Genomic DNA, 24,683 nt, shown 5'->3' with positions numbered 1-24,683 from the left:
TTACTTCGGCAGATTGAACGATACAGGCATATCGACATCTTCAAAGGTAAAGCTCACTTCTTCCTCCAACGCCTCAGCCTCGGTATCCAGAGATGCCATGATCACACTGTCGAGGTTGACACCTTTGAGAGTTACCGTCTGTTTGCCAATTGTAGAGGAAGGATCTTCGTTGGTCACTTCAATGTCGAAGTACGTGTCCACACCATTCTGCATGTACTGGAGCATCAGCTCGCGGAAACGGGAAGTGGTATAAAAGATTGTCATGGAACCCGAACCGGACCAACCGGTTGCTTTGTGCTGTACGCCGCGGCGGCCCAACGTTTTTACCTCTGCTTTTTGTTTCTCCACTGTTGCTTCCAGCGTCTTCACATAGAACATTTCTTCCGTCTGTACGTTAATCGTTGCGTATGCGCGGCCTTCCTGACCGGAGATCGTGTCACTTGCTTTCAAAAATGCCATCTTAAACCACCTTCACTTTCATATATACTTTTTCAACGGAATCCACAGGTTGGACCTGAATCTCGATCAGAATACTGTCAGTTTCATTGCCCGGAGCAACAGTGATATCTGTTTTGGAATCGAAATTTTGAATCGCCCCAATATCCTGAAGCTGCTTCAGGTAAGTGACACATTGGGAACGGAACAGGCTGCGCCCATCTTCGTTATTGTTCACTTTGCCAATATAATAGGACTCGAAAATCCGTTTCATATCGTTAGCGATGCCATCGAGTACGCGGACAACACGGTTTTTGGCAAAATGACGTGCCTTATCCGGGGTCACCGAACGGAACGTATTTACATCCTGCTCCACCACCGCGCGGTTGCTACTCGCCGTAAAGACAAACTCGCCATTACGCAATGCTGCTTCTGTCTCACTATGTGTCAGTCGTCCGTTCACATCCACGGCTTCGTCATACGCACGGAACGTCAGGGAATCATTCAGGTTAGCTCCCGCTGTTGCGCCGGCAGTCCATGCTACGGTTTGTTTCGGTGACAGGACCGTACCATCTGCGAGCACAACACCATTTTTGACACTGATAATGCCTTCATGATCTGCAGCCGGATAATCCGACAGAACCAGTTGCACCTTCTTGCCCTCGGTCTCACGCAAACGCTTGATGTAAGCTGTGTAGACTGACTTGAGTGTGGTATCGTCTGAAATCAGACCAACCGTGTTAAAATCCAGCACCTCTAGCTTGGTGAGGAAATCAGCATGCTCCTGGTTGGTTGCTGCACCATCCAATCCGCCTGTTAGTGGAAGTGAAGCTGTAGCTGTGAGTGCACCTTCACCAGTAAATGTGACGTATGCGTTGGATTCCAGAGCTCCGATGGTAGACGCGGTTTGTTTGTCCACTTCTTTACCCGCAAGCAGAGTGGAGACATCCAATTGTTCCGGATCATTGATATTCGTGGAGATTACAACAGCCAGATCATTACCGCGTACGCCGTCGTGTTGGGCTGTTACTGTCAGTTTATCCAAGGTTGCCTTGGCTTTGGTCCCTGCATTGAGTCGATACAGAAGCAATGTTTGCGCACGTTTCAAAGCCTCGCGAATCAGCAGCATTTGCGGTGCTGTCCAGTCATAGCCCAATTTGGCTTGTACATCTTCACCTGCTTGTAAGGTCATGATGGTGCTAGCTTGCCCCCACGACAATGAAAGTGCCAAAGCCACCGTTCCTCGCTCTCCTACCGTACCTGGCAATGTGCCCTCTGATGCAAAATTCATATATACACCGGGGCGTACCTTGTTTTGTGTCGTCCATGTTCCTCCAGCCATTATTGTGCCTCCCCATTCATAAATTGTTGGATGTGTTGCTGTGCTTCTTCCATGGTGTATGTTTCTTGTTCCAGCAGAACTGCTGCCAAAATATCTTTCTCGATCCGGCTAAGTTGCCGGGATTCGGCGAACTGTGCTTTGCTGTATTTTTGATTGTTTTTCTGTTGAGCTTCCGTTTTTTTAGTGTCCGGTTCTTTTTTCGTAAACATCGCCAATGAGCCTCCTATTCCTTTCATGGTTATCCCCTCATTTAAGTTCAACAAAAGAATATTTACACTAGCCACTCCCAGTACAGAACAACCTTCCGATCGCTGTTATTCTCAGATTTTTTTTGATTCTCATTTTCAAGGTTAAATCCAGGGATAAAGGCGAACGCTTCGCTTCTTCTGGTTATTTCTGTCCTTTCCGTTCTCGTGCAGAAAATTTCGTTGAACTAATAGTTATTCGTTCACAGCTTTAAGTGCGGTATGTCGCTGTTCCAGATGTTGCATGGTCGTAGCGGACTCTGACACTTTGGTGGTTCGCATGGTATAGTACACCAGCAGTCTGGGATTGTCGTTCTCCGTTTCCCATCGTAGCTCCGTTGCGCGATAGGGTGTTCCCTCTACACTGATCGTTTCCAGCGCTTCAAACAACGCGTCCGGTAGGGTGGCTGGGATATTTTCTGCTTCGAGCCAGCGGATTTCATATGCATGGGATTGCACGAAGCGATCGCTGCGTTCCCGGGTAAGTTGCACGGATAGCAGACGGTAGATAATGCCTTTTTCATCTGGATTAGTGCTACCAGTTGCTGGGTGGATCGGGATGTCAGGGAAATGTTGTGTGAGTGTGTTTGAAATTACTGTGGTTAGTTGGTTTGTGGTCATGGTTCACCTCCTTTAAAAGAATACTCAATTAGAATTATAACAAATAATTTCAATTGATTTTCCCTATACAAACGTCGTCCAAGATGCATTATGTCATTCATAGTTTTAAAGAGGGCACCTATATCTCAAGATAAACTATGAAACTTTTCCTTTATCAAATCCCTTTATACCCCAATAAACATTAATAGCTCTAACTTCCGCGTCAACTCCTGATAATCCCCCTATTTTTGTATAAACAACATCCACCCTCAAATTTTCGCCCCCACTTTCAATATTAACGATTACATTATTGTATAGATCTTGTGCTAGCTCATCGTAAACCTTATCTCCACTTTTATAAATTTTAATACGAACATTATAATACTGCGCATGTTGTGCTAATCGATAACCGTAAACGTAAACTCTAACGGATCCACCGTACTTAAGCGAGAACGATTTGGATAAGGTATTTATATACCCAATTGGATTGTTGCCATTAGGATTATCCAGTCTATAGGGGGAGTAGCTCGGAACTCCTTCAAGCATGTAATCAGATGTATCCGAAGTTAATTCAATGTATTGAAGCGTACCCAGCACGCCACCAATATTAACTCCACTTTTCACATTCTCGGACACTAAATTATTTAGAGAAGCTGTTATCCTTCCACTACCATTATGATAGCCAGAAGGTATAACATACTGCCCACCTTGTGTAGTTATAATAGATGTTTTCGCACCATGATTTATCATTGTTCCGATCAACTTGTTTGCTTCAAAATTACTAAATGTATAACCCGATAACACCTGATCTACAGAAGCCGTACCCTTTGCCAGGATAACCCCTTCCAATTTAAAAATTAACCCCACCCATGTCTCACTAGTGGATGCCGATACACCAATGGAGTTAAGCGCGGCAACCACATTAGCTTTCTGCTCAACTCCAAGTTGCTTTGCCAATAAAGCCTCTTTCAAAGCTGCCTGTACTGCTTTTGGCGTTGCAGCCCTATCCTCAGCATTACTATCCACCGAACTAGACAACTGCACCTTCCCTTTCTGCGTCAAAGACGCATCAGGAATGTCCATCTGACTTACCGCTTCACGAAGCATCTCCAAATCCGCCTGTGTTGCGACACCCGCATCAATCTTTTCAAAAATTCCATTAATACTCTCCCGGCTTACGGTCTCGTTCCCCAAGGGCAGAGGCAATTTCAGTCGATCCGTTTCTTGTGGCATTACGCCCACACCTCCAGTTCATTCCACGTCAACGACGCGGTGTCCAGTTCATCCCAGGTCATCTGTTTGTTGTTCAGATCGTCCCAGACCAGATATCGGTACTCATATTCCACAGCCATGTGAGCCGGTTTCAGTTCTTCAATCGCTCTCTTCAGATCATCAATGTTGGGCGGGATACCCATCGTATCCACAAAGCTCACCGTACAACTCCACGCTTCTGGCTGAAATGTCACATCCACCTTGCCCCCGGCATACGCCTCAGCCACATTCGCAACCAACCTGCCAGAGAACTTCCCGGCACCACGTAGCTTCGATTCCACCACGGCACGCCGCTGCTCCACGGGTTTGAGACGATCTGTCTCAATGCCAAGCTCCTGCTCCCAGAAGTCCAGCCCCCACGTCGTTGTACGGACAAAAAACTGTTCCAACGTCTCATCCAACGCCTGATACAGCAGATCCATTTCGGTGCCTTTGGCCTGCATATCAGCCTGCATCACACGCGAAGTCTCATAATACCTGGGCAAATACGAGAACAACTCCCGCCCTTTCTCACTCGTCAGTCCAACATCTGCAATAGAAGGAGCACTCATGCCCTGTCCCCTCCCTTCCTTGCACATCCACATGTAGCGTCTCGCTCACCAGATCCAACCCGGATCGGTGTATTTCTCCCAATCTTCCTAGGTCTCCGCATTCCCCAATTACTTCCTCATCCACCATCTGCCCAACACTACTCATGCACATCCACCGTCCCCAGCACCGCCACCTGACTTGCGGTCATCTCGATATTCTGGTCACTCACACCGTTCACGGTAAGCTCCGAATAGTCGATAATCGGCGGAATGTCCAGCAGGATCGCGGCAATGCGAGTGTAACGAACGAGTGAATCAGCAAAAGCCAACTGTTTCAGATACGCGGTCACCCCGCGTTCGATCAATGCTCGTACATCGGCCAACGTTGCATCACTAGCAAGAGTCAGCTTCACCTGAATGTTCATCGGCACTTCCTCGGCTGGCATCACGGACACGACTGGTCCTGCCGGGGCAACGCCTTCACCCTGTCCATCCTGCGTTGGGTCAACGTACTTCTGCACGGCGGCTACCAAATCGGTACCCGCAGCACGTTTGTCCGTGTCCAGCAGATACAATCCCACCGTGCCCGGACCCTGCCACAATGGAATCACACGCGTTGCACCAACACCTGGTACTTCACTGGCCCATTGCACATATTGCGACTTGTTGCCACTGGTCCCCTGGTTGCGGACTTTGGCATAAAAGCGTTCCAGCAACGCCGTGTCTGCCTCAATATCTGCACCGCCTTTAATCACATCAACATTCGTGACAGAGGTCACGCCACTTACAGGTGTAGACAGCACAGTTACCGTGCCCGCAGGCACATTGCTATCTTTTCCGGCAACAAGCGCTCGCACGCCAACCACCCCGGAGCCCTCTGCATCCAATTCCAAACGTCCCACCGTCTCATATTCAAGCGAAGCTTCAGCAGACACTTCATCCGCGAGCGTAGCCACGACCGTTCCCGCAGGCACCACTTTCCCCGGCGTACCCGTAAACCTCACCGCACCTTGTGCCGCCACCGCAGCTCGCCGTGTGATGCCGTGCTCCCCTACCCGCAGATCCAGCTCTTCCGAACGAAAATTCGGATCACTGCTCGCAGCCGTACTCGCAAAGCCACGCCGCAGTAATTCCTGCGCCCACAATGCAGCCTCAGACAGCATAAACGCAACCGGAGCCTCCGCATCCCACAGAAACGACCCTTCCGACTTATCCAGATCCGCGGGCAGACGATCCAGCATGCGCTGCATAATCTGTTCCTCCGTCTGGTCCTCCAAATAACGCGGAATCTCAGCCATCCCGTCAGATCACCTCACTTTCCAGAATAAACATCTCTTCCTGCACACTCGCCACCCGGCACGAGAACATGCACTGCTCCCGATTCCAATCAAACGTAAACTGGTCTACCGAATCCGTCCGTGGATCAGCCAGCAACGTCTCCGTCACCATCCGGGTAATCTCACTTTCCATCACACCCCGGCTGTCACCCTGCCCCACCAGATCCTCCAGCTCCGAACCATAGTTTCGGGAGTAAATCACATGTCTGTACCGCGGCGTCTTGACCGCCTTGATGCACCATTGCACCCAGGCTTCATGCCCACCAGCCGCAGCAACTTTGCCACTTGGGGTCAGCACAAAATCCCCAGCATCGTAATCGAATCGCCAGCTCCGCCCAAAGCGTACCTCTTCCGAAGCCGCCCCCGACAGATCCTCCTCATCTCCCCATGCCACTCCCGTTTCTGGGAACAAACTAGGCATGCGCACTCACCACCTTACACAGCACCACAATGTCGTCACCGCCATTCACCCGCATCGCCAGCACACGATCTCCCGCTTTTAATCCCTTACCAAGAGACCACACCGCTTCTTCCACTTCCTCTTCTTGCAAAAGAAACCGTCCCGTGGCCGTCGTTCCGCCGTTTGCCACGTCAGATATACCGGAGATCGCGCCAGCAGCCTCGCGCTCCGGCAGTCCAAGCGTGCCCGGCAACTCGGCCACGAGGTAATCCTGCACTTCGTGCTTGAAATCATCCAGCTTCACACCGGATGAAGTCATCGTACCCAACACCGCGCCCAGACCGCTCACGGCCTGACGAGAATGTGTACTCATCGCCCCTCGCATGACGTCGGCAAAATGCCCATACGGATCATCTTTATTCAAGGTAATACCTCCTTTTCACCAGCTCAGCCGTCCCCAGCTCTAACGTCATCGTTCCAGGTCCAGCAGACAGATCACGGCTGACCGACATGACGATTAGCTTCAGTCCTTTTACTAACACCGCGTCCCCGGCACGAATCGTATTCACATCCGGTGCGGATATCGTAAAGGTCTCCTGAATACCCGTCAGATGACTTTTCGCCAGTTTCTTCGCCGCGGTTGTCGACTTCACCTGATCGTCCTCTACCAGCTTTTGCAATGTGCCCAGTTCTTCCACACGATCCTGCTCAATTGCAAGCACTTTGGAAGGAACTTCTTTGCCACTCGGTGACTCCGACGCCGCCATGACTTTAACTTTGGTAACCGCCCCTTCGAGCGTACGCATCTGGGTTAGATCTATCAGTCGATCCAGCTCGTATACCTTCGCATTACTTCCGACCTGGAAAAGCTGCAGCCCGCCGTGTGTCATCCGTGGATGATACATCTCCCCGCCGGACTTCGCCGTTTCCTTCAGATCAGCAAACATCATCGAAAAGATCGTCTGTGACCGATACACGGCTTTTCCCAGCTTTGTCTTGGTATCCGGGAGCGTGGCGTATGGAATCTTCCACTCTTTGGCGTAGGTTTTAAGTCGCTGTGTGGCGGTCTGATCCTTCGGCAGCAGGAACTCGTCCTCCGATTTTTCCAGATAAATCATCCGGTCGTACACCGTGAGGGACAGCCGCTTGGTGCCGCTGTTCGAGCTTTCCACCTCCCAGATGACCGCAGGATGCAGCAAGTGAACCATTGATTTTTCGCCAAAAGGAACCCCGCTAATCCGCACCGCCATACCCGGTGAGATCGAAGGCAGACCGGAAGATGCAGACACCGCCAGCCGGATGTTAGCCTGATACGCAATCTGGTCCAGAGAGTCCTTCAGCGTAATCGTCTCGACCAACTTGGTGATGTCATATTTGTCGTCGACAATGACCTTGTAGGTCATGGCATCACCAGCTTTTGTCCGGGTTTGATCCGGTTCGGATCACTCCCGATGATCTTAGCGTTCAGCTTGTAGATCTCATTCCATTTGGAACTGCTGCCCAGCTCCAGCTTTGCAATTTTGGACAGGGAGTCGCCAGATTTGACGGTGTAGGTCTTGCTGCTCTTTTTCAAATCGGTACGAGAACCCGACTTGCTCGCGGATGTAGCCGCGCCAACCCTCTCCACCTTGGAATCCCGCCATGTGCGCAGCGTAATGTCGAAGTAAATATCTCCGCTCTCGCCGCCCCGGAAGGTCGTATTGTGCGAGATCAGATATACCGGCACGTTCACCCCCGTGTTGGTAATGATGAAGCGCAGCGGCTTTTTCGATACCAGAAACGTATTCAGCATATTCATCGCTACCCGCGGATCTGGAAAATCTTTTTCATACATGCAATAGGACGCATCATATTCTTTGGGAAAAAAAGAAGAGAAGGTGATCTCCTTCACCTTCTCCCCCTGCGCAAAATCAAACTCGCCATGCTCCAGCATATTAATCGTTTCATACCCTTTGGAACGTGAGATCGTAAACTCTTCTGGATTCACAGGAAATTGAAACTTCGTTTTCCCATCGATCAGGATAAATTCCATTCTGATCCCTTCCACTTTATCTTCAAATACAGTCATACACGGCCTCCTTTCTGCTTAGGCCATAATGGTTTTTCGGTTTTCCATGGCACGGCGGAACTCACCCGTAATCCGTTGTCCGACCTGCTTGGTGACAGCATCGTAATCAATCGCATTTTCGCGCACCGTCACCTGCACCGCGCCTGGTGGAATATTTATTGCAATCTGATTGGTAGTTTCGGTTTTGAAATCCTTCAAGTATCCGGACAGACTGCTCATCTGGTCTTCGGATATCTGTACCGTCATCGTGGAAGATTTCCCATTCGTCTGTGCACCGTTACCAAGCGCCATCGCTTGGTTCTGCATCATGCTTGTTCCCATGAATCCAGCAGAGGTAGGCTGGCCGACCTTGCTGTTCATATATGCTGCTGGGCCTGTCATGGTCAATGCCGGTGGCATATAGGCAGGTGCCATCTGCGGACCTGTTGCAACTGGAGACGGTGCAGCCACCGTTGCTGCCGAGACCGTCTTCTCTTCTTTTTTGGAACCAAATCCAAAGAAGCTGGATATACCATCAGTGATTTTTTTTGTTTTCTCAGAGACGTAATCGGCTGCACCCGACAATGCGTCCCCTACACCCTCGGTAGCGCTAGACATAAAGTTTCCAATATCCTTCGCTTTGTCTCCAATCCAACCGCCTGCTTCACTTCCGGCCCAACCACCTACTGCACCACCTACCCATGTCCCGATGCCAGGCAAAAGAACGCTACCGATGGCGCTACCAATCGCAGTACCTGCTGTGCCGCCAATCATCGAACCCACCGCTCTGCCACGCTCTTCCGGGGGTGCTGTCGCTACGTTCGCCACATCGGCAAGCATGCTGATGGGCCCGAGAAGCCTTTTAGCTCCTTTGGCAAAGCCACTACTTAAATTATCCATCAATCCGTTACCAGCCAGCATGTCGGTTAAAGACCCTAATGAACCATCCGCAAATCCTAAGCGACCACTTCCTCGGATTCTTCTACCACCTCCCCTATTACGGTTGCGATCGGCCGGAGGAGTTGGAGTATCAGGTACAGGATTGGGTACTGGAGATGGACCCCGGTTCGAACGGTTACTAGACCTTCTACCACTTCGATAGTTTCGTCTGCCACGATCTGAGCCACCACCATCCGCATTCGGTGAACGGACTCTGCGATTCTTGCCCATCTTCCCACCTGTGCAACAGCAGCATTTAGATGCAGGACTTTCATCTTTTTTATTTTTGAAACGATCAATAATATCTCCAATATTGTTGAACGCATCCATAACGCTGTTAGCTACTTCTAGTGCCTTTTCCCACCATTTTTTTGGTTCTTCTTCCTTTGTATTGTTAGTAATATTTTTATTATTTTGAATCACGACAGCCATAGTTGGACCCGAAGCCCCTCCTTTACCCATCGCCACTTCGATCTTCTGCCGAACTTCAAGCGATACTGTTCCGGAAGCCGTAACCATCTGGTCCTTGAAACTGTTCAGTTTCGCCCATGCGCGATCCAGTGCCGGACTCAGCTTATCAATAAGCCCAACCGTCGGTGTGATTCGCAGCCTGCTGATTCGCACAGCCATACTATAAATATGTTCCAACCTGCGCCCGGTCGTTCTCAGCTCATTGTTCACCTTAATCAGACTCTGATAACGAACTCTGCCCAGACGTTCGGTTGAGCGTTGGATCTGATCCAGGTATCGAAGGGTTGTCCGCATTTCCGCATTGGATTTGGACAAACCTACAATCATTTCTGCCATTTTTTCACCTCCTGCCCTATTTTGTTATCGATTCATTTGCGAAGTTATCGCTGACATTTCCTCTTCCGAGAACGCAATTAACAGCGAGCGCTCCCCACGTGGCAAAGACCAGAACTCTCCGGGCCGGAGATGATGACGCACCCACATATGATACAGGAACGTGGTCATCCCGCCGGAGTGAATCAGTTTTTTAGGTCTTCAATCTCCACACCGAAGCCGGACAGCTCCAGCACTTTATCACCTACGGCATCCAATTCACCCGCGAGCAACATACGACGTACCGCCTGTTCGCCACCGGATAGCTTCATACGGCCAGTAATACGGGTGTCCCCCCAGCCGGACAATTCCAGGCTGCGGACTTTCAATTTCACCGTTGCTTCGGAAATGAGCAGCGCGTTAAACGTTTCGGTATCCACCTTTTCCTCGGTGCGGCCTTTGGTCGTTTTTCGAATCGTACAGCGTTCGCGAATATGATCCACTTTGGAGGACGTCAGTCCACGCAAGGTCAACAGCAGATCCAGACGCTGAATGCGTACATTCTCCTCTGGCAAACGTTCTGCGGCTTCAAACAACTGATCCAAAATCTGTTCTTCGGACATATTTTCATTCATACTCATTGGGCGTTATCTCCTTCTTATTTCACTAATGGGTTCATCTATGACAGCTTCCAAGCCTGTAGAGACAACAAAGAGACCGAGATCATCTCGGCCTGCATTGGTGTCCATATTATATGAAGTAACTATGCAATCACGCTTGAGCAAACCAGCTCAATAACGTGTGTATTTCAAAGCTTAGTTCGCCACAATCGGATTCAGCAACTCAAATCCTTCAAACGTAAAGCCCGTTTCCTCCGGTACTTCCTCACCCGCTGTCCAGTTGGCAAGCTGAATTTTATCCACCATGCAACCTCTCAGCAAAACGCTCTCGTGTCCATACGATTCAGGGTCGTTCAGCTTGGAAATAATCTCGAATTTGGTGAAGCCGCGCTGGATCATATCGGAAGTGACTTTGTAGCCCGTCATCGTGCCTGTTCCTTTTTTCGCGCCGTTTTTGTGCACCTTCCAGTCGTTACCGACCAGGTTCAGCTCACGCTTTTCAATCTCCACACTCGCCTCCAACTTGTTAATGTTTGTCTGCCACACACCATCGATATGCAGCTGACCATGGGTACCGAGAATTACTCTTGACGCATCCAACATATATTTTCCTCCTTAAAATTAAAAAACAGTTCTTTCCTTCCACACAACCTTATTGCACGTAAAATGTACCAAACAATTGCTCCATTACATCCGTCAGCTTCACATTCCATTGCAGGAATACTTGATCTGCTTCCGGTTTGAGAACTGGTGCCGCGCCGTAATATGCCGGGTCGAGAATGACATCATAACCGTCAGCTTCAATCACATTGCTCTGTGCGAGCAACGCCAAATAGGCCTTCATGGCACTAATCAGTGCCTGACGACCCTCTTCGGTATTGTTCACTTTACCGATATACGTATCTTCCGCGGAACGTTGCAGATCCGTGTTGATCGCGTCCAATACACGAATGGAACGGATTTTTTTCCACGCATTATTCTGTCCAGCGGCCGGAGTTACCAGTGTGTTTACACCGCGAAGTGCCTTCACCTGGCGTCCATCGTGGAAGAAAATAAATACGCCATTCTGTACTGCCTGCTCCTGTTCTGCCCGCGTCCAGCGACGTGTCACGTCATCGAACGGAGTAGCTGCATAGGTTGTGGATTGGTTCAGACGTTGTCCGGCGATCAGTCCTGCAACATAGGCAGACGTTTCCGCCGAGCTGAAGAATGCATCCCCAAGGCGCACGCCTGTACCGACATTAATCACACCTTCATGGTTGAGCGTAAGCGAACGTGCTGCTGCTTTTTGTGCTGCTGTAGCAGAGGTGTCGTCCGCTGCGGAACCGCCAAATACGGCCACCACCGGTTTGCCTTCACTACGCACACGTTTCACCCATGCCGCAAAACTCGCAAGCAGAGGTGCATCAGCCGCCTGATCCAAAGCCAAGACGTCGAATTGCTCCCCTTCCAGCGCACCCTGTACTGCAATGTACTCTGCATTGGTCAGGTCATCGTTGCCACTTACACCGCCTTTGAATGCCGCACCCGAAACGGTAGCAACTACGCCAGTACCATCGCCAATCGCCTGCGCCGTTACCCAGACATTTTGTTCATCCGCGTTAATCTCTTTTGCCAGAGAAGCTGCTGTAATATCCGCTGTCAGGAGCGCATACAACATGCGGTTACCTTCAAAAAGGCGCACTTCATGCTTCGTATTATCAATAACACCCGGCTGGATGGTAACATAGAATCCATTCGCACGATCCCCCGGATACTTCGCATCCAGTTGCAGCACATTGGCGTCACTTCCGTCCTTCAAGGTAAGCGTAGCTGCTTTGGCCGCAGCACTTGTTACACGATAAGCGAGCAACTTCTTCGGCCCACCCAACAGGGCGAGCTTCAAGGATGTATACGCCGTACCGTTGTCCAGCACATTCGCCGCATAGATACGTTCAATCGCAGCTTCGCTCCCTACTTCAACAAAAGTCCCCACCGGACCCCAGTTGGCCTTGATTGGCACAACGACCGTTCCCCGCGTACCCGCTTGAATGGCCGAGGATGCTGCCGCCTGAAAATTCATATATAAGCCCGGAAGGACCGGACGATTCGTTTGCTCCCAAGTTCCACCTGCCATTATCCCTTCACCTTCGCTTTCATAAATTGGTTAATTCGTTCCTGCGTTTCTTCAATGGAAAACGTCTCTTGCGCTGCTTCGTACAGCGCACCGTACAGCACCTCTGCCTTAACGGCAAAGAGGGCTTCTGCATGATTCATTAGTTCGGCCCTTGTATACCGCGGAGCTGTCTGTTTGCTTTTTTTCACTGAGCTTGCCATGGCCATCTCACCTCATTTGTTGGACTACTAATTTCGTGAAACATTGATCTTATCGCTATGATTTCCGAGCTACCGAGCTATGAGCTACAAGCTTGAAGCAAAATTTTTAAATTCAATCTTGGAATCTGACCATTAAGTTTGATCTATGAATTTTTGATCCTATGAACCTATGAATTTGAAGCTATAATGTTGAAGCTAAAGCAATCTACTCAAAGCTATAATCTGGAACCACTCTTAAAAGTGCATGTTCAAAAAGATCGGTTTTCAGTACCGAGAAGATGGGATGAAGTTAGAAATGGAGTAGCAGAGCGTAGGGAAAACTACGTGAGCAACGGACATTTCGGCTGAATTCCATATTCGATGCTGATGATGCCGTTAGGCATCCTTTGTAATCAAAAGCGGGCTTTTTGAACAACCTCTAATAGAAGGTTCCTCTCGACTAACGTTTACTCCATACCCTTGCTATGATGAATCTCTCGAATCAAAGGTACATTCGTACCTGGACGACGAATCCGCTGTTGCAACGTCAGGCGAATCTGACCATTCAGATAGGCATCCGTCTGCAGATCTGCCGTGACTTCATCCACTGTGATATATCGCGTATTACCTTCGTGCTCTTCGCTCCCCGTTTCATTGACGGCAAGACGAGCTTGGACCGCAAGTTGCTCGACCAACCGAGTAACGGTATAGCGTGTTAGCACTGAATGATCGGTGAGCACATGCCCCATCCACTGTTGTCGAACCTCCAATGCCGAAGTGCCCGCCACAGACGTGCTGCATCCGGCCAATCGCCATAACACAGACGGCATATCGTATCCACCGGGCCAGACATCCCCATACACCGACCAGTTCGAGCCAAGTTCCTGCTGTGTCCAGCCTTGAAGCGCATCCAGCCAGGAGTCTCCTTTTTCAGCCGTAGCTTCCGTGCGACCTTCGGGAACATATACGCCAAATCGCAGGCTACGCGTAACCAGTCCTGACCCGGCATCCACCCGATCACTATCTGAAGAACCCAGATAGATGCAGGTGAAGGCCCCGCCTACTTCATCTACCAACCTGACCTGGTGCAATCCTTCGATTAGATCGGCTGACCAAGCTTCCACTTGTTCAGAGCCACCATCTTCCGGACGGGCGTATGGTGAGATTTTAATGATCCGTCGATATCCTGCCCAGGAAGACTTCGGCACCTCTTCAGCAAACGTAACGACTGCACAAGGCCCAGTTAGCATTTCGCCTGACGCTGGAACATCCTGCACACGACCGTCCCAATCTGGAACAAGTACAGCGAGCTTTTGTTTCAGCGTTTTTTTAATGAGCGTACTCAATGTACTGATGCTCATGGCAGTGCTAATCTCATTTCTCATAGACACATTCATTTCGCCCCCTTTGGCTGCAAGTTTGAGATCTGCCCGCATATTGCAGCGATATGCAAGCAGCAGTAGAATCCCCCTTTAACACAGCGTCTGAATGACTACCGAACCCTTGCAGGGACTACTTCACCGCATCAAAAAGACCGGCCACCTGGCCGGTCTGTACATTAGCGTATGTGCTTTCGGTGCGTCCCTTGCTATTGATCCGATAATACAATCTTACACCCTTTCATCCCTAGCGCGGATGGTGTTCCGTACGACTTCGGTGCGATTAAGGGAGTCGTTGGGGTGGAAAAAAGACGATTCTGGAATCATCCATTAAAGGATACCTAAGTAAGCATTAAGATCAAGATCAACAAATTGATAAATTTATCCAAATACATTAATATTTCATTATCAAATTCATTATCGCTTACGTAAAAGAAGGAGAAATATCTATGAGTAAAACATTCAAGATTACTTCACTTGCTGTCTTAGCATTTATACTCGGGATATCCTGCTGGGCCTACTTCGGACTGTTTGGTAATCCGCTCAAGAAAAATGATGCTGAACAACAGGTAACCACTTACCTGATTGAACAGAAAGGTTACTCACCCGAACAGCTTATCGAAGTAAAAGGTACTTACTCTTCAAAAAGCTCTGAAGCACCTTACGGTGCCTCAGTAACATTCGCGGATGAACTGGAAGCGAAGTATCAATACATCATTTTTAAAAATGGAGAGATTAAGCAGTACAGTCATACCAGTGATGATCCCAAACATGAGGAGCCCATGGTGAGATAACAGTTTAGTTCAGCGTAACCTTCGGATTCAATGTGATCTCAAATGCACGGCCCCAGATGAAATCGGGATTGGCATATTCCAGCAGCGCACTGCCATACGTCGCACAGGACAATTCGTCATTACAGATCTGCTTAATCGCCACATTGCCTGTCTGGAAGGCTGTTTTATTCGCAAGCGCCGTGGTATAAGTCTGCATCAAATCACGCAGCAATGTTTGCAAATGGGCATAGTCTTCCTCAGAGTTGAACAGCAACATATTCTGATCCGAAAGGGTAGCCACGTTGGTATAGAGCGCATGGGCTCGGGAATATGTGCGGATCTCAGCAATCGCTACCGCTTTGTAGTAGTAATCCTTCAGGAAACGCTTAAACAACAACGAGCCATGCGCGTTCATCGCATCTCGCAACTTATGCTCATGCTTCTCTGTTGTGATCAACGCGTACCTGGACTGCCCCATACCTACAGCAATACCGATCTTGTTGCCCGGCGTATTCCAGGCACTATAACCCAGAACCCGTCCAGTATATGGACTATTTAGCAACGCTTCAGCAACATCGACATTCGCTGGTCCTTTACCCACAAAATCAATTACGACTGAAGGCAGGCCTTGCTCCCCATTCAGCGTCAATTGCTCCAACGCAGCCTGCACCTGATCCAGAGCCGTAATGGCAATAATCTCGATATCGATGCTTGTGTTCTCCCCGGAATTACCCGGATGACCCTTGGTCATACGATCCAGTTCGGAGGTCATGTCAAACGGGACAACTTGCTCGGCTGAACCAGCCACCAGCTGTTCATTTTCCTCGCTAGCAATCGCATCCGTCCCCACATCCGGTTCAGGATATGCCGAATCCGCTACAAGCACACCACCTACAATATCCACATGACGAACCACATTCTCGTGTACATCCATGTATTCATACGTGTTAATTATGGAATTGCCGTGAGGACCAAAATATTTCACTGCGTAACGTGTCCTCGCCCCGCCTCGGAACAACTGGTTAGCCATGCGAGCAACCAAAGCGTGCCCCAGACCATCTGCATCCGGCAAGATGATGGCACGATCCGGATTTTGTCCATTGGTTCCACCCAACCATTCATTGATCCGCGCTTCTACATATTTGATTTCATTGATCTGAACACCCTGCGTGTTGGCATCGTCGACTCCAACTGCGAGGAAATCGATATAACCTGTGCGAGCCAGCTGATCCAGAATGTACAGATTTGTTTTGAATTTATGTTGTCTTGTGTTGTAATACTGTTCTTTATCAAAATAGGTCGTTGTCCCATATTCCACCCCATCCGGAGAGAGGTTATATCCTTGAATAATATCCTCAAACTCGGTGTATGTCTGACGTGGCTGCTGCATTAACGCACGGGACTCATTATATGCATCAAGCGCCAAACCATCTGCGAATGAGGTCGTGGCAAGACGCATGATGGTGTCCATTACGAATACAGGTTTGCGTGGATATTTCTGCTTGATCACCCGGATCACATCCAGCAAACGAGTAGTCTCATCATCATATTCCGGATAGCCACCTCCTCCATCTTCGCGGAGCTGACGACTGCCAATCAGACCGCCATAGGCGAGCATATCGGATGAAATAATAAATCCATCGACTTTGGCAGCATGTTTCAGAATAAAATCATGAATGTTGGACGGTTTACCATACACCGGCGTGGAGGTGCCGAGCAGCGTTGTGCCATCTACGGTTTTCTCCGAGTCCAGACGATTCTTAATATCACTCAGGTTCGGTGTAACGATATGGATACCGGCTGCTTTCCCTTGCACAATCACATCATCCAGATTCGCTGGACGATCATCCAGTGGAACATACAATACTGTTTTCATATCACGTAGCCTCCTGTTATCTAATTAGTCTTATTACCCGATCAGGGCAAGGAGGCAATCACCGAATTAAAAAACCGGCCCCATGGCCGGTTCGTACTTTAGCGTATGAGCTGTCGGTGTGTCTTCCTTGCTGCTGATCCGATAATACCATTTTACCGCCTTTTCCCACTCGCGCTGACGGTAATCCGTACGGATAAAGTCTATTTGCTGACGCCTTCACAGCGGTTAAAAGTCGGTTTCTTGCGAGAAACTCCTGCCGGATAATCCAACCAAACCATTCCTGATGATGTTTATATGATATAAGCAGCTTTTCAAATCCTATGTACAATAAAGGATGGATATGATCATGAAAAAAAGGCATTTCTTTTATCTTTGGATTGCTGTCACCAGTTATATGGCGGGCCCCGTTATGTATGCGTTGGCGATGTACCTCTTATATCAGGAAACAGATGTTATAACGACATCACTCATTGGATGGACCGCGGCAACATTCTTATCCGTGGGCATCTTGTTTATCCTGATCACAGTAATCATGCTTCGAGTGTTAAACATCTATTATTTCTGGCTGCAAACCCTGCTCTTCAAGCTGCTGTTCCTTGCGCTCGTCTATATGACCACTGTTCTTCTTGGGGCTGGCAACACAGGACTGCCCAAGCTATCCTTTCCATTTACACCCGAAGGCGTTTCCTTATCGATGTTCTGGGGGAGTATTGCACTTATGAGTTCCTGGGGAATATGGGCAGCGCGTCAGCCTATACGAAAATCACCATACATGCTGGTGTCCAGAGTCATTTTGATTCTGTTTATCCTTGAAATTTGGCCCCGTTAAAAAGATGCAGGCTGCTCACGATTCGGTAGACCAGAATAATGCCAAAAAGGGATGTCCTCCGTCAAACTCATGACTGACGGACACCCCTTCTGAAATGTATGTTTTATCTCACGCGATGATATAACGAAATTTCTCCCATGTTTCCGGTACAGGCTCCCCGTTCTTCGCATGATGATAGAAGCTGAACGGGAATTTGAATACATGACCTCCGTACCAGTCACGGGACCGTCTATCGGTGAGCCAGTATTCCAGTTCATGGGGCAGCGCCACCGACCTTTCCGCTCGTGCTAGTGGCAGCAGATCTACAGGGGATTGCAGTGTTGGCATCTTCTGTTCGCTGTCCACATCTCGGCTTAAGCGTAGCGCCTTCACCATGGTCAGGAAAGGCGGAATACCTTTGTGAAACAATGCCGGGTAACCCAATTCATATAAAATGTTAAGCGCATGTCCGTAAGTCAGCATATGACCGATTAGATCATGATGTGCTTCCGCGTGATAGATGGTCTGGAACGCACCAAGCTCATCCAGAATCAAGCGTGACAACTGCGTTGGATCTTCGATCTCAGGGAAACCATCGCTCTTTTCCGGCTTCAGACTGCGAATTTCTTTCACGGTTGTATTCATCCAGGATCTTCCCGGGATGGTTCGATCGAACGAATCGATCAGTTCAACCAGTCGGCCAATGTCTTCCGCCGTACCCCATCCATCCAATTCGCGAATAGCTTTCAGGCTGATTGCCCCGTAGATGGCCTGATGTCCAACCCAGTGCAGCTCTCCAATGGTTCGATGCAATGCGTCCGTAATACGCGCTTCGGCATCTTCCATGGGCATCATCTCACCTATCGGAGAGGTCTGACCAGGGCTCAATCCATGCTGGCGAAGCATGGCTTTTGCTTCGGCGGTAACACTGCCGGCGGCAAGGGCAGTGAGACGATTTTCCCGTACCCAAAAATATGCCGCAATTGCACCTGCCCCATAATGGGCGTGCCACAGATCTCCTGTACGTTCCCGACTGGAAACAATAATCGCAAGTCCTTCTTCCAATAAACGTCGATCCAAGCTTGCCACCACCCTTCATCATATGTAAGCCCATCAGAGAAACTATATAAGTTGAACAAAGATTATTTACACTGACACTACGATGACAGAACAACCTTCCAATCACTGTTATCCCCAGATTTTTTTCGATTCCCTTTCCTAAGGGAAAATCCGGTGATAAATGTGAGATTATGCTTACGAAGTAGCTTTCTTTCAGAAAGCTTTAAGCTTCGCTTTTTCAGGTTTTTTCTGTCCTCTCCGTTATCGTGTAAATTTAGTTCAACTTATATATCCTAATGAATAAATAAAGCGTTTACTTCTATAACATGACGGAAATGCTCCACATATGTCCGTTTTGCACCGGAATGAGAAGTTTAACCCATTCGAAGCCTGCCCACGTCACGAATAGACACTTCTAGCGGATAGATCTGTGCTTTTTGCGTAGAGAAAAACCACGTCCGTTCCTTCCTGACCACAATAAACAGACCATGCACATCCCCAACAGGGGCAAAAGTTTCACTAACCTCACCCCAGCGCTCAAGTCCAATCTGCTGAAGCTCGTTCACCGTAGACAGAACATCATCCGTTACCAGGCCAATCTCACACACCTGTAATATATCTTTATTGGAGAAGTCATGGTCACTCTCGTTCTGAATACGATGATGAGCAATCAGCTCGATAATATTGCCTGCCGGATCTTCGAAATAGACAGAATGAGAGTCCCAATTAGCTGAGTACGTCTCATCCCGATCGTCTTCCCTACTTAAAACAACACGTGATGCAGCCCACTGCTTCGCTTCCTTGAACCGATTTGTCGGAATCAACCAGGCCACATGATAGAAGGGCTCATGATCTGTTTCACACGGTTTGAAAATCATCTTTGTGCTTCCAACCTGAAGGTTGAAAGCCTGATCTGTCTCACTGGATACCTCCATTCCCAACGTATCGCGATAAAAATGCTTGAGGTCCTCCAGCCGTGTTGTATATAACTGTAATTCTTCGATCATCATACGGTCTTCTCCTGCATCTCCTCCCACTGACTCCATGGCACCATGCCAAGCCCAGGCTTTGCTTCATCCGGGAGCATAGCAATGAATTCAAGCGAATGACCATCTGGATCGTTAAAATATACAGATACCGCAGGCATCCAGCCGAAGACGTACAGTTCACCGATATCATCATCCAGGAAGTTGTGTGTCTTAATCCCTTTGTTCTCCAAGTGAGCCACCGCATGTCTCATATCTTCCAGAGATACATGAAAAGCAAAGTGTTGACGCTTCACCTCGGAAGGTTCCTTTTGCCACAATCCCAGCATGGCATTGCCTTTTCCACCTATCCAGTAGAAGGAGTTTCCACGTTCTTTCTGCCCATAGGCATGGGGTAAACCCAAGACCGTTTCATAAAAATGATGAGATTTCTCCAGATCGGTCACGTTCAAATGTGTTTCAAATATGCCTGTAATCATGATGCTCAACCTCTTTTCCTTTTCCCATTTTCGCCGTCGCTTGCGTTCGTTCTTAGCTCATCGATGAGTTCCGCGCATTCGTTAACGTCTGAGCCAGATTCAAAAATGATCCAATGACCCGCTGAACGCGGTCCTCTATATCCTGACTGCCTTCGTACTCTTCGTATCCGTCAAATGTCGCTTCGAATCGTCTGCGCTGTGCACCACCAATGGATATCCACTCCTGCGCATTGATGCCATGCAGATTGCGAACAATCGCTTGCAGTTGTAAAAGCGAACTTACCCCCACCGCTCCACCAGAGGAGCTGATGGACAGGACGGGCTTGCCACTGAAATGAGCCTGGCTCAGGTGATCCAGTGCATTTTTGAGCACACCGCTAATACTCCCATGGTACTCTGGTGTAGACAGGATGATGGCATCTGCCGCGAGCATACGTGTATTCAGGTCTGCCAAATGTTCATGGTCTGCTTGTTTCTCATCTGGTGCGTAAAATGGAAGGGGCGTCTGATACAGATCAAACAGGCTGGCCTGGTGTCCCTGTCCTCGAATAATTTCCACAGCATACTCTCCCAAACGTGTACTGGTTGCATTGTTCCGATTACTGCCTGCCAAAATGACGATATTCATCAAAGTCACTCTCCTTGTTTTTAATACTTCAACTCTCATATTCCAACCGATCTGTTATTTCTACTCTTATCTTACCTTTCTTCCTCTGCTAATTCGTCAGCAGATAGACTTATCTTGAAATACCAAAAAACTCAACCTTTAGGTTGAGTTTATACGACTTAAGGTTGAGAATATGTCGGAATTGCTCAAACGACCCAGCCGTTTCTTACCGCATGAAGAGCCGCTTGCGTCCGATCCGCCAGTCCCAGTTTATCCAGCAGATGACTGACATGGGTTTTGACCGTTTTCTCTGTGATCACCAATTGAACCGCAATTTCCTTGTTGCTCAGCCCTTGAGCAATCAGTCCCAAGACCTCTTGTTCACGACGAGTGAGCATATCCGGACCACCAAAGGACGTTTCAGTTGATTTTCCAGCCTGCTTTGGCTCTTGATATTGACTGTCTACTGACCGATCTGTGGGTATATGCTGTGGTTGCTGTTCATTGATGGACCAATCGGATGAAGCCATCACATGCATCAATTGACCTGCAGCCGCAGGATGGAGTTCCACTTGACCCGCATGCACATTGCGAATGGCCACGGCCAGATCCTCCGGTTCAATATCCTTGAGCAGATACCCTTTCACTCCTGCACGAACAGCCGGAACCACATGATCCTGATCGGAAAACGATGTGAGCACAATGATTCGTGTTTCTGGCATTAACGTACGCATACGCCGGGCTGTTTCAATTCCGTCCATGACCGGCATATGCAGATCCATTAATACCACGTTAGGCTTTAACACTTCCGCCTGCTCCAGTGCTTCCTGCCCGTTCGAGGCTTCACCAACAACCTTCATATCTTGCTGCGTTGTCAAAAAAACGTGCAGCCCTCGTCTCACCATCGCATGATCATCTGCGAGCAAAATGGTAATCGGCATCTCTTCTTCCCCCAGACTTTATACAGATTCGAACGGAAGCGGAATGACTGCCGTTACTGTCGTTCCCTTGCGGGAAGAACTAACTATTTCTAACCTACCCCCGAGTGATTCCGCCCGTTCCTTCATAATGGACAGGCCCAGTGAGCTTCCAGACGATGCTTTTGGCCTGTTCGTACCGCCTATTCCATGATCCGTTACGGTGAGCATCACTTCATGATCATTTAATTTGAGGATGACCTCAGCAGTTGAAACACCCGCATGTTTGCGGACGTTATTCAATGCCTCCTGTCCGATTCGCCACAATGCTTCTTCTATATTACGCGGTAAAGACCGCATTCCCGCTCGATCCACCACCACTTGAAGACCCTGGCTGGTACCGTATTCCTGCAAAGCACGGAGCAGTCCTGCCTCCAGTCCCGCGGGCCGAAGCTGCATAATCAATGCGCGCATTTCCTTGAGAGCCTCCTGAGACAAAGCCCGAATATCCTTCATCGCTTCCGCTGCCGGGTACATCTGCTCGGAGCCGGATAACATACGTTCCGCACCTTTAGCAGTTAATGATAGTGAAAATAAAATCTGATTAACCGAATCATGCAGATCGCGAGCCAATCGGTTACGTTCTTCCAGTCGTGCCAGTTCCCGGCGATTCTCCGTCAGCTTCAGACTCTCCCACGAGGCCGTAATATGCTCGGCCAAAGCCTCCAGCACTTCAAGGTCTGCCTGAATAAGACCTGATGTTCCTACCCCAATCACCAGAATTCCTGTTTCCCCTGGCGTATGATACGGAAGCGGAGCAGCAATTCCCGAAGTAAGGAGATTTATCGTTTTCTCCGGCTCGCACACCGTGAAAATCTCAGTCATTTCTATTGCAGACAGGGATGCAGCACGGTGACTATTGATCACTCGGTTCATGTGGTTTGCTGCTTCCAAAGATAGAGTCGTACTTGGTAACGTCCGAACGATGCCACCTGCATAAGCTGCCTGCACCGTATATACGCCATTTTTCTGCTGAATAATTGCTGCCAAAGGCCAGTCATATTGTTGTCCCAGCAGCTGCACAACTTTTAAAGACAAAGCCTCTGAATTACTGCATTCGTTGACCGCCAGACCCAAGGCGGCGCTGAACTCCCCCAGCTTGGCATACAGATCAGCCCGTCGCTGCTCTGCGCGATACAATCGCATCCGCTCCATCGCACTACCGATCTGATAGGCAACGCCCTGTAACAATGCCAGTTCGGTGTCGCTGAAATGTTCCTTAGCGGGTGCGGCAACGTTGAGCAGGCCAAGCATCTTCTCACCCGATCGCAGTGGAACGGTCGCATGATGGGTTATATCTTGGGTATCTCCCCATTGTAATTCCACCGCATCCTCCAGCCGCTTACAGTTAATGATGTTGACCGCATGATTCAGTCGACCGTCCTTGAAACGGTTCACACACCAGCAAGTGCTCGTTCGCATGGGCTCTTTATCGTTCCGCAGTAATGCAGGGGGCAGGTTATAATCCGAGACACAGGTATAATCTCCGCGTTCATTAATGAGAAATACCCAGCCAGCAGTTAATCCGGTTAACTCCAGCAACTTGCCGACCACGGTATCCAACATTAAACTCAAGTCATTAGATGTATTGAGCGTTTCCGCGATTGTCTTCAGCGTGATCATTTCCTGCATTCCGAGTTCTTCCGACATGGCAGACTTCTCTCCTTTGGGTAGGGCGAGTCTGGAAACTCCGAAGGAGGCAGATTTTGCTGAATTTTCGTTCCAAGCAAGGAAATTTTTCGCAGGCGTGCCGGGGCACGTCAAGGGAAAGTGACGCAGCAGGGGACGAAAAGGCGGTAAAAGATGCACTTCAGCGAGTTTTCAGACACGACCTAATGCCAACTGTGGTTTGTTCAACTATTGTAACCAATCCATCTTGGATATTAAAGGATCAACTTCTTACCTGTTTCACTTAGCCCAGCTTCTGCCGCTCTTTCCGGGACACTGACAGTGGCTCCATATTAATCAGTCCGCGATCTGACAGTGCCAGCGCCATTTTGTAGAAAGCACGTGTACGAATCTTCGTATACGTATCCTTGCTGACAGGTGGATCAAACACATGGTTATACACTTTATAATCAAATACATCATCGTCCTTCAAGTACCGTTCACATACGAGTACACGTTCCTTCTCACTCAACCGGGACACAATAAAATCAATCGTATCGCAGTATGCCTGACGCGCGCGCTGCACGTCCACATTGAAGATCGCGGTTCTCGCCGTGGAATCCCCCGTCACATTGGTTGTACCGTGGAAACGCTCGGCATAACTTGCCGTCACCATAACCTCTCGTTCTTCAAATGCAATGGTTTTATAGATTCGGTATTTTTCCAGTGCAGCTTCAACAGCTGTTTGCGTTTTGCGTCGGTCCAATTCGGGTAGCATTAATTCCATAATCATTTCCTCCTTTAGTGTTCTTTATAAAATGAATATCAATTGGTTCCGCATGTTCACTTGGATGACAGAACAATCCAGTTAAACATGCAACCATCTCATCTCCTGCACTTCTTCTCATTAATCAATTCAAGTCACTCTATCGTTCACATTATCTTGCTTTGCCATCGTTTTTTTGAACGATAGCAAAAGGCTCTCAGTTCATAGAGTTGTCCAGTTTTCCTAAAAAGTAACGACATTTCTTCAATTTTAACTGTTGCCTTTTGGAATCAATCCAAACCGCTATAATCCGGGGAATTCCATTGTTCGGAGGGTACTCCCCCAAACTCAAACCTGTATCGAGTTTACATTTTGTTCGTATATTGTTCGTATTTCTATTTGAGGATACCACTTTCTGGAGATCGGAGTAAACCTTCATTTTGGTTCGTTTTGACGATAAAATAAAACCTTCGCTCTCATTTCCTATGCCTTTTGGCATAATTGTTTCATATCTCTTTAC

27 protein-coding genes are annotated in these 24,683 nt (G+C 48.7%); 2 read left to right on the top strand and 25 right to left on the bottom strand.

Features of this window, described 5'->3' with window-relative positions; all coding sequences use genetic code 11:
- The 17 genes from WFI24_RS05285 to WFI24_RS05205 all read right to left on the bottom strand — a co-directional run bounded on the left by WFI24_RS05285 (nt 1) and on the right by WFI24_RS05205 (nt 14,236).
- Nucleotides 1–459, bottom strand: a complete 459-nt coding sequence (locus WFI24_RS05285; RefSeq protein WP_336759296.1) for a phage tail tube protein — start codon at nt 457–459, stop codon at nt 1–3.
- A gap of 1 nt (nt 460) precedes the next feature.
- Entirely contained in the window at nt 461–1,777 is a 1,317-nt protein-coding gene (locus WFI24_RS05280) for a phage tail sheath family protein (RefSeq protein ID WP_336759294.1), read from the bottom strand.
- Nucleotides 1,777–1,986 (bottom strand): hypothetical protein, encoded by a 210-nt coding sequence (locus WFI24_RS05275; protein ID WP_336759292.1) that lies wholly within the window; start codon nt 1,984–1,986, stop codon nt 1,777–1,779. Before WFI24_RS05275 ends, WFI24_RS05280 begins: the two co-directional genes overlap by 1 nt.
- Nucleotides 1,987–2,217: 231 nt before the next feature.
- Complete coding sequence (locus WFI24_RS05270) at nt 2,218–2,643, bottom strand: phage tail terminator family protein (protein WP_336759291.1); 426 nt, start codon at nt 2,641–2,643, stop codon at nt 2,218–2,220.
- 135 nt (nt 2,644–2,778) lie between these two features.
- Entirely contained in the window at nt 2,779–3,855 is a 1,077-nt protein-coding gene (locus WFI24_RS05265; RefSeq protein ID WP_336759289.1) for a phage tail protein, read from the bottom strand.
- The gene (locus WFI24_RS05260) at nt 3,855–4,445 is read right to left on the bottom strand and encodes a YmfQ family protein (protein WP_336759287.1); all 591 of its coding nucleotides are present in this window, start codon (nt 4,443–4,445) and stop codon (nt 3,855–3,857) included. The genes WFI24_RS05265 and WFI24_RS05260 overlap by 1 nt, the downstream gene beginning before the upstream one ends.
- A 137-nt stretch (nt 4,446–4,582) precedes the next feature.
- On the bottom strand, nt 4,583–5,722 hold the full coding sequence (locus tag WFI24_RS05255; protein ID WP_336759286.1) for a baseplate J/gp47 family protein: 1,140 nt from the start codon (nt 5,720–5,722) through the stop codon (nt 4,583–4,585).
- Nucleotides 5,723–5,726: 4 nt separating this feature from the next.
- The gene (locus tag WFI24_RS05250) at nt 5,727–6,182 is read right to left on the bottom strand and encodes a DUF2634 domain-containing protein (protein WP_336759284.1); all 456 of its coding nucleotides are present in this window, start codon (nt 6,180–6,182) and stop codon (nt 5,727–5,729) included.
- Nucleotides 6,175–6,585 (bottom strand): hypothetical protein, encoded by a 411-nt coding sequence (locus tag WFI24_RS05245; RefSeq protein ID WP_336759283.1) that lies wholly within the window; start codon nt 6,583–6,585, stop codon nt 6,175–6,177. Before WFI24_RS05245 ends, WFI24_RS05250 begins: the two co-directional genes overlap by 8 nt.
- Nucleotides 6,578–7,564 (bottom strand): XkdQ/YqbQ family protein, encoded by a 987-nt coding sequence (locus WFI24_RS05240; RefSeq protein WP_336759282.1) that lies wholly within the window; start codon nt 7,562–7,564, stop codon nt 6,578–6,580. The genes WFI24_RS05245 and WFI24_RS05240 overlap by 8 nt, the downstream gene beginning before the upstream one ends.
- A complete protein-coding gene (locus WFI24_RS05235) occupies nt 7,561–8,193 on the bottom strand; it encodes a LysM peptidoglycan-binding domain-containing protein (RefSeq protein WP_336759636.1) in 633 nt (210 codons plus the stop codon). Before WFI24_RS05235 ends, WFI24_RS05240 begins: the two co-directional genes overlap by 4 nt.
- 54 nt (nt 8,194–8,247) lie before the next feature.
- Complete coding sequence (locus WFI24_RS05230) at nt 8,248–9,954, bottom strand: hypothetical protein (RefSeq protein WP_336759280.1); 1,707 nt, start codon at nt 9,952–9,954, stop codon at nt 8,248–8,250.
- Nucleotides 9,955–10,136: 182 nt separating this feature from the next.
- Complete coding sequence (locus WFI24_RS05225) at nt 10,137–10,571, bottom strand: phage tail assembly chaperone (RefSeq protein WP_017690174.1); 435 nt, start codon at nt 10,569–10,571, stop codon at nt 10,137–10,139.
- A gap of 174 nt (nt 10,572–10,745) precedes the next feature.
- Complete coding sequence (locus tag WFI24_RS05220) at nt 10,746–11,153, bottom strand: phage tail tube protein (RefSeq protein ID WP_036611426.1); 408 nt, start codon at nt 11,151–11,153, stop codon at nt 10,746–10,748.
- Nucleotides 11,154–11,202: 49 nt separating this feature from the next.
- Nucleotides 11,203–12,666 carry a phage tail sheath subtilisin-like domain-containing protein gene (locus WFI24_RS05215; protein ID WP_336759277.1) on the bottom strand — a complete coding sequence of 488 codons (1,464 nt, stop codon included), beginning with the start codon at nt 12,664–12,666 and terminating at the stop codon, nt 11,203–11,205.
- Nucleotides 12,666–12,866: a hypothetical protein gene (locus WFI24_RS05210; RefSeq protein ID WP_017690177.1), complete on the bottom strand. Its 201-nt coding sequence runs from the start codon at nt 12,864–12,866 to the stop codon at nt 12,666–12,668. Before WFI24_RS05210 ends, WFI24_RS05215 begins: the two co-directional genes overlap by 1 nt.
- A gap of 446 nt (nt 12,867–13,312) precedes the next feature.
- Nucleotides 13,313–14,236 (bottom strand): hypothetical protein, encoded by a 924-nt coding sequence (locus WFI24_RS05205; protein WP_336759276.1) that lies wholly within the window; start codon nt 14,234–14,236, stop codon nt 13,313–13,315.
- A 437-nt stretch (nt 14,237–14,673) separates the two neighbouring features.
- On the opposite strand from WFI24_RS05205, the gene WFI24_RS05200 reads away from it, so the two are divergent.
- The gene (locus WFI24_RS05200; protein WP_336759274.1) at nt 14,674–15,018 is read left to right on the top strand and encodes a YfjL-like protein; all 345 of its coding nucleotides are present in this window, start codon (nt 14,674–14,676) and stop codon (nt 15,016–15,018) included.
- A gap of 4 nt (nt 15,019–15,022) precedes the next feature.
- Here the strand turns inward: WFI24_RS05200 and WFI24_RS05195 are convergent, their stop codons facing one another.
- Complete coding sequence (locus WFI24_RS05195; protein WP_336759273.1) at nt 15,023–16,873, bottom strand: DUF4127 family protein; 1,851 nt, start codon at nt 16,871–16,873, stop codon at nt 15,023–15,025.
- 346 nt (nt 16,874–17,219) lie between these two features.
- On the opposite strand from WFI24_RS05195, the gene WFI24_RS05190 reads away from it, so the two are divergent.
- Nucleotides 17,220–17,702: a hypothetical protein gene (locus WFI24_RS05190; protein ID WP_336759272.1), complete on the top strand. Its 483-nt coding sequence runs from the start codon at nt 17,220–17,222 to the stop codon at nt 17,700–17,702.
- Nucleotides 17,703–17,810: 108 nt separating this feature from the next.
- Here the strand turns inward: WFI24_RS05190 and WFI24_RS05185 are convergent, their stop codons facing one another.
- From WFI24_RS05185 to WFI24_RS05155, 7 genes are all read right to left on the bottom strand, one after another.
- On the bottom strand, nt 17,811–18,770 hold the full coding sequence (locus WFI24_RS05185; protein WP_440131252.1) for a hypothetical protein: 960 nt from the start codon (nt 18,768–18,770) through the stop codon (nt 17,811–17,813).
- Between the two features lie 344 nt (nt 18,771–19,114).
- Nucleotides 19,115–19,750, bottom strand: coding sequence for a VOC family protein (locus WFI24_RS05180; RefSeq protein ID WP_336759271.1), 636 nt, complete (start codon nt 19,748–19,750; stop codon nt 19,115–19,117).
- The gene (locus WFI24_RS05175; protein WP_336759269.1) at nt 19,747–20,205 is read right to left on the bottom strand and encodes a VOC family protein; all 459 of its coding nucleotides are present in this window, start codon (nt 20,203–20,205) and stop codon (nt 19,747–19,749) included. The genes WFI24_RS05180 and WFI24_RS05175 overlap by 4 nt, the downstream gene beginning before the upstream one ends.
- A gap of 52 nt (nt 20,206–20,257) precedes the next feature.
- A complete protein-coding gene (locus WFI24_RS05170) occupies nt 20,258–20,833 on the bottom strand; it encodes an NADPH-dependent FMN reductase (protein ID WP_215080022.1) in 576 nt (191 codons plus the stop codon).
- Nucleotides 20,834–21,018: 185 nt separating this feature from the next.
- Entirely contained in the window at nt 21,019–21,753 is a 735-nt protein-coding gene (locus WFI24_RS05165; protein ID WP_336759265.1) for a response regulator transcription factor, read from the bottom strand.
- 18 nt (nt 21,754–21,771) lie between these two features.
- Nucleotides 21,772–23,439, bottom strand: coding sequence for a GAF domain-containing sensor histidine kinase (locus WFI24_RS05160; RefSeq protein ID WP_336759263.1), 1,668 nt, complete (start codon nt 23,437–23,439; stop codon nt 21,772–21,774).
- A 262-nt stretch (nt 23,440–23,701) separates the two neighbouring features.
- The gene (locus WFI24_RS05155) at nt 23,702–24,184 is read right to left on the bottom strand and encodes an ArpU family phage packaging/lysis transcriptional regulator (protein ID WP_336759262.1); all 483 of its coding nucleotides are present in this window, start codon (nt 24,182–24,184) and stop codon (nt 23,702–23,704) included.
- Between the last annotated feature and the right edge of the window lie 499 nt (nt 24,185–24,683).

The sequence above is a fragment of the Paenibacillus sp. USHLN196 genome, from assembly GCF_037144955.1.
GTDB classification, from domain to species: Bacteria; Bacillota; Bacilli; order Paenibacillales; family Paenibacillaceae; genus Paenibacillus; species Paenibacillus xylanexedens_C.
The sequence above is the reverse complement of the archived record's forward strand: the minus strand, read 5'-3'. Positions and strand labels throughout refer to the sequence as shown.

Coding starts and splice junctions, on each gene's coding strand:
- WFI24_RS05285 (WP_336759296.1), bottom strand. CDS start 459: ATGGCATTTTTGAAAGCAAGTGACACGATCTCCGGTCAGGAAGGCCGC.
- WFI24_RS05280 (WP_336759294.1), bottom strand. CDS start 1,777: ATGGCTGGAGGAACATGGACGACACAAAACAAGGTACGCCCCGGTGTA.
- WFI24_RS05275 (WP_336759292.1), bottom strand. CDS start 1,986: ATGTTTACGAAAAAAGAACCGGACACTAAAAAAACGGAAGCTCAACAG.
- WFI24_RS05270 (WP_336759291.1), bottom strand. CDS start 2,643: ATGACCACAAACCAACTAACCACAGTAATTTCAAACACACTCACACAA.
- WFI24_RS05265 (WP_336759289.1), bottom strand. CDS start 3,855: ATGCCACAAGAAACGGATCGACTGAAATTGCCTCTGCCCTTGGGGAAC.
- WFI24_RS05260 (WP_336759287.1), bottom strand. CDS start 4,445: ATGAGTGCTCCTTCTATTGCAGATGTTGGACTGACGAGTGAGAAAGGG.
- WFI24_RS05255 (WP_336759286.1), bottom strand. CDS start 5,722: ATGGCTGAGATTCCGCGTTATTTGGAGGACCAGACGGAGGAACAGATT.
- WFI24_RS05250 (WP_336759284.1), bottom strand. CDS start 6,182: ATGCCTAGTTTGTTCCCAGAAACGGGAGTGGCATGGGGAGATGAGGAG.
- WFI24_RS05240 (WP_336759282.1), bottom strand. CDS start 7,564: ATGACCTACAAGGTCATTGTCGACGACAAATATGACATCACCAAGTTG.
- WFI24_RS05235 (WP_336759636.1), bottom strand. CDS start 8,193: ATGGAATTTATCCTGATCGATGGGAAAACGAAGTTTCAATTTCCTGTG.
- WFI24_RS05230 (WP_336759280.1), bottom strand. CDS start 9,954: ATGGCAGAAATGATTGTAGGTTTGTCCAAATCCAATGCGGAAATGCGG.
- WFI24_RS05225 (WP_017690174.1), bottom strand. CDS start 10,571: ATGAGTATGAATGAAAATATGTCCGAAGAACAGATTTTGGATCAGTTG.
- WFI24_RS05220 (WP_036611426.1), bottom strand. CDS start 11,153: ATGTTGGATGCGTCAAGAGTAATTCTCGGTACCCATGGTCAGCTGCAT.
- WFI24_RS05215 (WP_336759277.1), bottom strand. CDS start 12,666: ATGGCAGGTGGAACTTGGGAGCAAACGAATCGTCCGGTCCTTCCGGGC.
- WFI24_RS05210 (WP_017690177.1), bottom strand. CDS start 12,866: ATGGCAAGCTCAGTGAAAAAAAGCAAACAGACAGCTCCGCGGTATACA.
- WFI24_RS05200 (WP_336759274.1), top strand. CDS start 14,674: ATGAGTAAAACATTCAAGATTACTTCACTTGCTGTCTTAGCATTTATA.
- WFI24_RS05195 (WP_336759273.1), bottom strand. CDS start 16,873: ATGAAAACAGTATTGTATGTTCCACTGGATGATCGTCCAGCGAATCTG.
- WFI24_RS05190 (WP_336759272.1), top strand. CDS start 17,220: ATGAAAAAAAGGCATTTCTTTTATCTTTGGATTGCTGTCACCAGTTAT.
- WFI24_RS05180 (WP_336759271.1), bottom strand. CDS start 19,750: ATGATGATCGAAGAATTACAGTTATATACAACACGGCTGGAGGACCTC.
- WFI24_RS05175 (WP_336759269.1), bottom strand. CDS start 20,205: ATGATTACAGGCATATTTGAAACACATTTGAACGTGACCGATCTGGAG.
- WFI24_RS05170 (WP_215080022.1), bottom strand. CDS start 20,833: ATGAATATCGTCATTTTGGCAGGCAGTAATCGGAACAATGCAACCAGT.
- WFI24_RS05165 (WP_336759265.1), bottom strand. CDS start 21,753: ATGCCGATTACCATTTTGCTCGCAGATGATCATGCGATGGTGAGACGA.
- WFI24_RS05160 (WP_336759263.1), bottom strand. CDS start 23,439: ATGTCGGAAGAACTCGGAATGCAGGAAATGATCACGCTGAAGACAATC.
- WFI24_RS05155 (WP_336759262.1), bottom strand. CDS start 24,184: ATGGAATTAATGCTACCCGAATTGGACCGACGCAAAACGCAAACAGCT.